Below are 780 nucleotides of genomic sequence, written 5' to 3'. Positions count from 1 at the left end.
GGACGGTCTGGCTGCGTTTCCAGCCCGTGACGAATCCGAGTTTGATACCTTCGGGGTAGGCCACTCTTCCACCGCAATTTCTGCCGGCTTGGGCATGGCACTGGCACGTCGTTATCAGAATGACCCCTGTGAAGTGGTTTCAATTATTGGCGATGGTGCCATGACCGCAGGTATGGCCTTTGAAGCCATGAATGATGCGGTGGCACATCATGCCAACCTGATGGTTGTATTAAATGACAATGATATGTCAATTTCATGCAGTACGGGCGGTTTTGCCAAGCATCTTGCAGCAATCTGGGAGCGTGGTGAATTTGTCAATGTGACCGAAGAGGGGGAGGCCTATGTACAGCCACATCCAGAATGGCTGTATAACTCACGCTTGCACAGCGCGGCAACTGATGCCGCTGATAACCTGTTTAAAGCCATTGGTTTTGATTACTTCGGTCCTTATGATGGTCATGATGTCCAGCAACTGGTTCATGTATTTAATGCCCTGAAAAAGCGGACCGGACCACGTCTGATTCATGTCTACACCAAAAAAGGTAAAGGTTTTGCACCTGCTGAATCGGATCAGATTAAATATCATGCCATTGGCAAACTGAATGCGGTCGCAGCAGTCAAGATGGCGCCCAAATATTCAGACGTATTCGGGCAATGGCTCTGTGATGAGGCCGCACAGGATAAACGCCTACTGGCCATTACTCCCGCCATGTGCGAAGGTTCAGGCATGGTCCAGTTTGCCAAAGACTATCCGGAACGTTTCTTTGACGTTGCCATTGC

1 protein-coding gene is annotated in these 780 nt (G+C 49.9%); it reads left to right on the top strand.

Features of this window, described 5'->3' with window-relative positions; genetic code table 11:
* Window positions 1–780: 1-deoxy-D-xylulose-5-phosphate synthase N-terminal domain-containing protein (locus tag E2K52_RS14520; RefSeq protein WP_227548257.1), on the top strand; the 780-nt coding region annotated here is incomplete at both ends.

The sequence above is a fragment of the Acinetobacter sp. RF14B genome (genome assembly GCF_006864105.1).
Taxonomy (GTDB): domain Bacteria; phylum Pseudomonadota; class Gammaproteobacteria; order Pseudomonadales; family Moraxellaceae; genus Acinetobacter; species Acinetobacter lwoffii_C.
This window is presented reverse-complemented; position numbering and strand designations above follow the sequence as displayed.